The sequence below is a fragment of the Stenotrophomonas sp. Sm6012 genome, from assembly GCF_030985895.1.
Taxonomy (GTDB): Bacteria; Pseudomonadota; Gammaproteobacteria; order Xanthomonadales; family Xanthomonadaceae; genus Stenotrophomonas; species Stenotrophomonas forensis.
On the sequence record NZ_JAPTFX010000046.1, the window covers coordinates 22,319 to 30,615 of the forward strand.

The 8,297-nt window shown below is 58.8% G+C and carries 5 protein-coding genes and 1 pseudogene; all 6 read left to right on the top strand.

Annotated features, from left to right (window positions below):
* Positions 1-703 precede the first annotated feature (703 nt).
* Positions 704-1,060, top strand: coding sequence for a hypothetical protein (locus O0J73_RS10400; protein ID WP_197564497.1), 357 nt, complete (start codon positions 704-706; stop codon positions 1,058-1,060).
* 228 nt (positions 1,061-1,288) lie between these two features.
* Positions 1,289-2,065 carry a hypothetical protein gene (locus tag O0J73_RS10405; protein ID WP_308308645.1) on the top strand — a complete coding sequence of 259 codons (777 nt, stop codon included), beginning with the start codon at positions 1,289-1,291 and terminating at the stop codon, positions 2,063-2,065.
* Positions 2,066-2,244: 179 nt separating this feature from the next.
* Positions 2,245-3,285 (top strand): annotated as a pseudogene (locus tag O0J73_RS10410) (YifB family Mg chelatase-like AAA ATPase); the annotation flags it as partial.
* Between the two features lie 54 nt (positions 3,286-3,339).
* Positions 3,340-4,584: a hypothetical protein gene (locus O0J73_RS10415; protein ID WP_308308646.1), complete on the top strand. Its 1,245-nt coding sequence runs from the start codon at positions 3,340-3,342 to the stop codon at positions 4,582-4,584.
* Positions 4,585-4,630: 46 nt separating this feature from the next.
* Positions 4,631-6,349, top strand: a complete 1,719-nt coding sequence (locus O0J73_RS10420) for a hypothetical protein (RefSeq protein ID WP_308308647.1) — start codon at positions 4,631-4,633, stop codon at positions 6,347-6,349.
* Between the two features lie 231 nt (positions 6,350-6,580).
* Entirely contained in the window at positions 6,581-8,224 is a 1,644-nt protein-coding gene (locus tag O0J73_RS10425; protein WP_308308648.1) for a hypothetical protein, read from the top strand.
* Positions 8,225-8,297 lie beyond the last annotated feature (73 nt).

The following is an 8,297-nucleotide window of genomic DNA, read 5'->3' on the forward strand; positions in this document are numbered from 1 at the left end:
CACGCTGCCGCGACCGGCGCCAGCGCGGTCCCTTTCATCCTTGCAAGCGCTGCGAGAGCGCCCTCCGCGGCCGTTGCCACCGGGCTGGCAAGCGCGAGCAGGAGCAGGAGCAGGAGCATCGAGATGCTTCTCATGAAACCTCCCTGATGGAATGACCCCACGCCTCTCTGCACGGCACCGCATCTCTGGCTTGCCCGGTTGATGCAGCGCGATACCAGGACGGCCGGATCAGGACGGCCGGATTCGGCCAACAAGCCAACCTGCAACCAGACGAGCCATGTCGCATATGCCACACCCAGAATCCTCCTTCCGGAGAAACGGGTGACGCGGCGGTGTAGGCACCGGAAGCCTTTCGCCCCAAGGCCTGTGGAAGCACCGCCCCTATGCGACAATGCCAAAAACGTCTCGGGTTTTGGCGGCATTGGCCCCCACCCCTTGGCAATCCTCACAGCAGCAGGTAATCGTTACCCCGCCACCGTGCATCGGTGGTCGGGACTCGAAAACCCGGATTGCTAGACGTAAGTTTGCGCTTGCCAGCCGGCATCACCCTGCGTGGTGCCGGCTGGCAATCCGTCTGCCGGCTATGGCGGGCGGGGCGTGGGGGCCTCGTGCCCGCCGGCTTTGTCTAGCACCGGTTTTCGAGCCACGCCCTGTCCGCCACCTTTATCGGTGGCGGCTTCTGCCTGCATGCACGGAGCCTGCCATGACCAAGCCGCACTCCCCTCCCCCGCGCCCCATCCAGCAGCCGCCATCACCCGGCCCTGCCCTGGACCCCACCAGCCTCATCGCCGTCCTGCACGCCATCGGTGCCGGCGCTGCCGCCGACGGCCAACCCTGGCCCGAACGCCACCTGCTGCGCAGCCGGCAGATTTCCCTGTCCGACGCCGATTGCGCACTCACGGGCCAGCGCATCGTGCAGGAGATCCTGCTGGCGGCCGAACGCACGCGCCAGAACGGCGAGCCCGAGCAGTACGTGGGCGACCGGGTGATGGAGGGGCTGGTGATGGCTGATATTGCACTTACTGCTTTCGTCCACGAGCGGATGCGGCCCAGGGATTGAGGTGTGTTGGCGTTGCTCCCAAAGAGCAACGGTGTCTACTGGGGCCCGGAGCACTGTCAACCGGATTCTCCCTGGCCGCCTCGCCAGCAATTCCCGATGGTGATTGCCAGAATCATGCATCACCATCGAAGCGGCTCTCTGCAGGACACGCCATATGCATCGAGGAACCCGATGCACTACCTCAAGCGTCAGATTCCCTTCAGCGACTGAATCAGATAGGTGCAATCCATGAACAAGGGTTACTCCGCCAGACATCTTGTTTCCCTCGTCGTCGCAGCGCTTTTTGTCTGCGCATGCCAGCCATCAGCAGTCCAGACGCCACAACCTGATCAATCCGCACTGCAGGCAGAGACGGCGCCGGCGCAGAGTGGCACTGATGAAATCCAGCGGCCGTCATCGGAGCTCCAGTGGCTTGAGGACAGGGGCCATTTCTCTGAAGAAGATCATCGGCACCTGAGTGCGCTATCCACCCGCTACAACAATATCTTCTCGGGTCTGGATGCAATGCCGGCCGCTGAAGTGGCGGCACTTGGGTTCCCGACAGCAAAGGAATGGATTGAGGCCCGGAATCTGTCTACGGAGGCGTTGAAGGCCAAAGCAGAGAAGGGGGATACAAAAGCAAAGGCCTTCTATGTTGACAGGCAACTGCAGATGCTTGAATCGCTGACAGCCTCGTCTGGCGCCGAAAACATCCTGGAAGCCTTTCAAGCCTCTCCCGAGCTTCGCGACAGGTTTCAACAGGACTTCATTGATGCTCATGTCACCGCCGGGGAGCTGCTGAAGTTCCATCCAAGCCCATTCTCTGCGTACCTCTTCGGCGTGAGCAGCGCCGCAACCGGAGGTGTTCCCTTCCCTGTTGCCGCATCCATCGCAGTGGCAGGCGAACTGGGCGACAAGCGATCTTCCGGGCTGCTGCAGGCTTACCTGGAGAAAATGGGGCCCATGGATCCCAGCGCTGTCGACAGCAGCTACAAGAGCATGCGCAGAACGGCCGGACTGGATTGAGCTCACCTTCCTGCTCGGTCATGTCCAACGCCAAAACGCCGGCGCTCTGCTCCTCTCTGCCGAGGCGATGTACCCGGCCCTCGGGCCGGGATACTCCTAGGTTGATCCTCCGCAACGCCTGATGGTGCACGGTAGTTCGACGGCCGCACCATCGAACATCTCGCCGCAGGAAACCGTACATGAGCCTGGCGCTGGTCTACAGCCGCGCCCGCGCCGGGGTCGACGCCCCGCTGGTGCGGGTGGAAGTGCATCTCTCCGGTGGCCTGCCCGCCACCCAGATTGTCGGCCTGGCCGAGACCAGTGTGCGCGAATCACGCGAACGCGTGCGTGCGGCACTGCTCTGCGCACGCTTCGACTTTCCACAACGGCGCATCACCTTGAACCTTGCACCCGCCGATCTGCCCAAGGAGGGTGGCCGCTACGATCTGGCGATTGCGCTGGGCATTCTGGCGGCCAGCGGCCAGGTCGATCCGCAGTCGCTGCTTCAGTACGAGTTCCTGGGCGAGTTGGGCCTGACCGGTGAGCTGCGGCCGGTGGCTGGTGCGCTGCCCGCGGCGATTGCAGCCGCAGAAGCCGGGCGCATCCTGGTGGTACCACCGGGCAATGCTGCAGAGGCTGCGCTGGCCCAGCATGCCGAGGTGCGCGTAGCCCGCACGCTGCTGGAATGCTGCGCCGGATTGGGCAATCCGCGCCTGCTGCCGCCAGTAGAGCGTGTGGACGCAACGCCGTTGCCACTGCCGGATCTGGCTGACGTGCGCGGGCAGGCGCACGCACGGCGCGCACTGGAAGTGGCCGCAGCCGGTGGGCATCATCTGCTGCTGATCGGCAGCCCTGGCTGCGGCAAGACGCTGTTGGCCTCGCGCCTGCCCAGTCTGTTGCCGGACACCGAGGAAGCCGAAGCACTGCAGCTGGCCGCGATTGCCTCGGTGAGTGGTGAAGGGCTGGACCCACGCCGCTGGCGGCAGCGGCCGTTTCGGGCGCCGCACCACAGTGCGAGTGCAGCGGCGCTGGTAGGTGGTGGCAACCCACCCTGCCCCGGCGAGATTTCGCTGGCGCACCACGGGGTGCTGTTCCTGGACGAGCTGCCGGAATGGAACCGCAGCGCACTGGAGACGTTGCGTGAGCCGTTGGAATCCGGGCATATCCGTATCGCGCGCGCGGCGCGTAGCGTGCAGTATCCGGCGCGCTTCCAACTGGTGGCCGCGATGAACCCCTGCCCGTGCACACGTAACATGCTAAGATGAACACGCCAACGTAACTTCTTGAATGGATCAATGGCTGTTCTGGAACAGATTGCCCGGCCCAGTCAGGGAGAAGACTCAGGCAACGGAGCGGGAAAGAACAGTCTCCCGGCGTTGTTTTGGCAGGACAACACCCCTTGGCGAGAGGTGAACTTATGGATCTCGCAAAAGAAGGGCGTTGATGGCGCCACCTTAAAGTCCTTGATGACGCACCTCCTTGCTTACGCCAAATGGCTTGAGCAGACGAATACCCACTGGTGGGACTTCCCCGTAGACAGGGCAAAGCGCTGCCTAGTTCTCTACCGAGCATTTTTACTCCGCGAGATAGGCACCCAGAGCATCAAGCCTCGGACTGCCGCGGCCAGGATGCGCGCCATAGTTCAATTTTATCGATGGGCCCACACCCACCGCGTCATATCTCCTGAATGGCCCATGTGGGAAGACCGGCACATCGGCGTGCGTGTCTCTACCAACTTCGGCTTTGAAAGAACGATCTTGAAGTTGAGCACAGATCTGCGTATCCGAGCGGGCTCGACGGCTTCTTCGATCGCTCTAGAGGACAACCTCGTACCATTCTCAGTAGATGACCAAGCGGCTATCCAGGCGTACGTGCGTCGGTATGGCACGGAGGAATTGCAGCTCTTCTTCAGCCTCGGCTTCCGCACAGGTCTCCGGCTAGGAACGATCTCTGACCTCAAGGTGCAGACGCTCTATAGGGCAACGCCGGATCCGAACATGACCGGTTTTATGAGAATCAGTATCGGGCCAAGGGCTCAGCCGCCGGTTGCCACTAAGAACGGTGTGAACGGCACCATCCCCTTACATCAGAACGATCTGGATGCCCTCATTGAGCACGCAACCAGTACCAGGCGCTTGAAAAGAGTGGAGCGCGCGCCCCACCACCACCGAGACCTTCTTTTTCTTACCAGATCCGGGCAGCCATACGCCGGGAAGGCCGGGGTGACTGAGTACCGCGCGATGGAGATGGAGATATCCCGACTGAGATCTCGCGCAAGAAGGGCACTTTTTGCTCCGATGTACGATTTCAAGTTCCACAGAACCCGTGCAACCTTTGGAACGAACACCGCTCGGCTGTTCCTCAGGCATCTCAGCGTCGCAGACGCACTAGGCCTTCTCAGGGACCTAATGCTTCATTCCGATATCGCGACAACGCTCAAGTACGTGAAATTCATACAAACCGGTGATCTTATCTCCTCTCTTGCAGATGAGTACACGCGAAGCTACCTAAAGCTGACTGATGCTGGCAAAGAAACCTAAAATTCCCTGCTTGACTTTCCCGAGCCTGCCACACGGTCCGTCTCAAGTGCAGATCGACCTGCAGCATCACCTGTACCTGGGTATGTCCGAAGCCGTGACCACCCACGCAGCCCAAGCGATCTTTAATCGCCAGGCTGGGGAGCCGATCGTCACTAGAGTCGAGTTGCTAGCAGGGATACATAGAGCGCTTTCGAATATGATCGAGAGCGGCTTACGTCCGACGTCGATCAGGAACATCATCAAATCACTCCGCTACTTCTTCGCATGGTGCGACCGGGAGGGGCGACTTGGAGGGGCACCTGAAGCCGTCTCAGACTTCACAGACTGGTGCAATCACCTTATCGATAGAGCTAACGGCAAAGTGAAGCTGCCATCTTTGCCGGCTGGTCCGCCAGGTACGAAGCCAAGGCGGAAGCAACGCAAAGATAAGATAAGCTTCGAGACAGCACGCGACGAAGCCTCCCGTGTATCAAGCGTACTCACCCCAGCAATCGGCATGGAACGTCCAATGGTGCGTTTCACCCGACTTCCAGCGCTTGCCGCCAAAGGCCGTGCTCCTTACAAAAAAAGCGATGCAGTTTCCGCTGAGGATGCAGCCAATAGTGGCAAGGTTCTGCTGGAGATCTGCGACCAGCTGACAGTTGAAAAAGTGCGCTCTCCCCTTCCCGTCCAAATCGAACTCAGTGCTGGGTACACGTTCTCGGAGTGGTGCGGGCTGCGGCCACCCGAGAAAATCAAGTCCCTTCAGGGGCTCACACCAATTCACCAAAGAGTTGTGGTCGAGCGCGAGCGGAAGGCGTGGGAGGAAGATGGAACCATCCGAACAAGGTACTCGATAATAAACTTGAGAATTGAGTGCGAGATGCTGATCTTCCTCTCTCAGACGGGCATGAATCTAGCCCAGGCCAAGATGCTGGGAAGATCGCAGTTTCGCTATCAGAGTTCTGATGGCGACGTCCGCGTGGCCGCGCAGTACAAAGCTCGCAAGGGCGGAGAAGTACGGTTCACAGTATTCAGGGAATACAAGCGAATTCTTCAGCGATACCTGGATTGGCTCGATCATTTCGTACCTATTGAGCATGATGATCGGCTCTTCCCATTCTACTATCCCTCTGCGATACCTGCGGAGGATTCGCCCCCGAACTTCAGCTCCACCCGAATCAAGTTCAAGAAGATTGGTCTACCGTTCGTTGGCCCTCAAAAGCTGCGGAACCTCCGCGTGAACTGGTTCCGCGTGAGGGCGAATGACGCGTTGGCCGCAGAAGTGGCCCAGCACAGTCAGCGCACACTCCGTGACATCTATGTGAGACCGTCCCACCCCGTCGCCGCCAGTGAGATCACAAGATTTCACGCCAAGAGTGAAACCAATCGCGCACCGCCTGCCGCTGGAGGCTGCGCGGGTGGAGACAACGGACCCAGCCCGTTGTCAGAAATACCGGAGGGTGTTGCACTGCCCGACTGCGCGACCGCATCTGGCTGCATGTTCTGTCGGCATCATCGAGACATATCCAGCCTCGATTATGCATGGTCATTGGTCACGTATCAGCACCTCAAGCGTATGGAGCTTGCCAGCAACCATCTCGTTAACAACAAGCACTCACTGATTCAACCAATAGAAGCGGTACTAACGCGCATTAGTCAGAAGGTGGCCGCATTTGGTGAGTCCAGCGCGGTAAGAGGTCAATGGATCGAAGAATCCATAGAACGCGTCACCGAAAGAAATTACCACCCTTTTTGGGCTGTATCTATTGAGATGCTTGATTAGAAGGAAGTTGAAGTGCACTTCTGCTTGAACCTGACACACCCAAACGTATCTCCCGCAGCATCCAACTTCAAACTTCCTTGCTTCCCACCTCCCCTGGATCATCCAGTTTCCCTAGCATCAGACGGCTCAGTTTTAAGCAGGGTCGGTGACCCATGCTGGGATCTGACCCCAATGTCCAGAAAGGTCACCCGTGTCTACTTCCGCGATGGCGCCGATGACCCGAGGAGGATCATGGATGCAGCCAACGGCGCGGTCTTTCGCACCATTGCCGCCTACTGGCTGTGGGGACCACTTGCCGTTACGACTAGCGCAGAAATGCTCCAGCGAACAGACTTGCTTCGGCCTATCTTCAGGCTTTGCAGCGAGCACAAAGTAACAGCGGACCGACTCCATCGGCACCCACGTATCCTTGCGAAGGTTGCGAAGCTGATCCGGCCGTCTGCCGCCAGGCACACTATTCGTATCCTCCACGATATCTACGAGTCCCGGGATAGCATCGGCTTCTTCATCCTATCCCGCGATCAGATTGTCGCCCTCGCTTCAGAATTGCCGGAGCATCAGAAGGTCCAGACGCCCTATATTCCGCCTCGCATCTGGACGCTACTGATGCAGCGATCGTTGACATTCATAGATGAATTTTTGGCTGTAGCCGACGACTACAGGAGAGCGTTCAAACACCTCGTTGCCGAAAAGCTCGAGGAAGACAGTGCCGCCACCGCACAATCCACTGTCGCGCTGGAGTCGTTGATTTCGAAGTGGCTGTTGCGCACCGAAAGTCTCTCAGACGCTCTTTCGAGTATTGCCACCTTGGTCAATCTGTGTGCCTCGATACAGATCGTATCGTACTCGCTCATGCGCATCGAAGAGGCATCCAACTTGCCGCTAGACTGCCTCTTGATCGAACGCGATGCGATCGGCGACACCGTCTACTTGCTACGTGGAAGAACAACTAAGGCAGTCAAAGACGACGACGCCAGGTGGATCGTATCCTCTGACTGCGTACGCGCGGTAAGCGCTGCTACAGTCATCGCAAAACTGCGTCTCGAATGTAGGCAACGGCGCCTGGGATTGAATGAGGACATTGATCGGCAATCACCTCTCTTCCCTCGGTCGTTCGAGCCATGGCAGGGCGGTCACGGAAGGAATGGCAAGCACTACTGGGATCTTAGCGTTGCAAAGGACAGCCAGGAGCTAGCGAGAGAGTTAGCCAGATTCCCTAAGCTCCTACCTAGATCAGAGCTGACAATCACGGAAGCAGACATGGTGGTGAGCCGCCACCTCAATCCGATGGCTTCTGTATCAAAAATTGAAGTCGGGCTTCATTGGCGATTCGCGTGGCATCAGTTCCGCAGGACCGGCGCCGTAAACATGCTTTCATCAGGACTGGTGAGCGATCTGAGCCTTCAGTATCAGCTGAAGCATACCGGCCTGACGATGTCCCGCTATTACGGTAGGGGACACGTTCTCTTGGGTGCCCAGATGAACGAAAGTGCTCGGGGCGAGTATGTTCGCAACATGTACCAAGTTCTTGCATATGAATTTTCCAACCTGCGAAGCAACCAGTACATCAGCCCCTATGGCGATCGACACAAGGATCGGCTGATCAATATTGTTTCCACCAGCGATCATAAGGCCCTTGTGTCTGCTGCCAAGTCAGGAAAGATTCAATACAGGGCGCACTTGCTCGGCGGCTGCGCGTCACCTAAGCCCTGCAAGTTCGGTGGATTTGAGAACGTTGCCGCCTGCAGCCTCCCCAAGCCCTGTGAATACCTACTGTATGATGCGACCCGCCTAGAGAAGTATCACGTCCTCCTTGATGACGCGCGGGGCCGGCTGGAGGGCGCGCCTCTCGGCAGCCCGCTTTTTGAGGCCTGACCTGCCCCCCGTTTTCCGGGCCAACCTGATCTTAGTAGAGTCCGTCTCACAAGAGGACGGACATGAAGAAGCG

Coding starts and splice junctions, on each gene's coding strand:
- O0J73_RS10400 (WP_197564497.1), top strand. CDS start 704: ATGACCAAGCCGCACTCCCCTCCCCCGCGCCCCATCCAGCAGCCGCCA.
- O0J73_RS10405 (WP_308308645.1), top strand. CDS start 1,289: ATGAACAAGGGTTACTCCGCCAGACATCTTGTTTCCCTCGTCGTCGCA.
- O0J73_RS10415 (WP_308308646.1), top strand. CDS start 3,340: ATGGCTGTTCTGGAACAGATTGCCCGGCCCAGTCAGGGAGAAGACTCA.
- O0J73_RS10425 (WP_308308648.1), top strand. CDS start 6,581: ATGGATGCAGCCAACGGCGCGGTCTTTCGCACCATTGCCGCCTACTGG.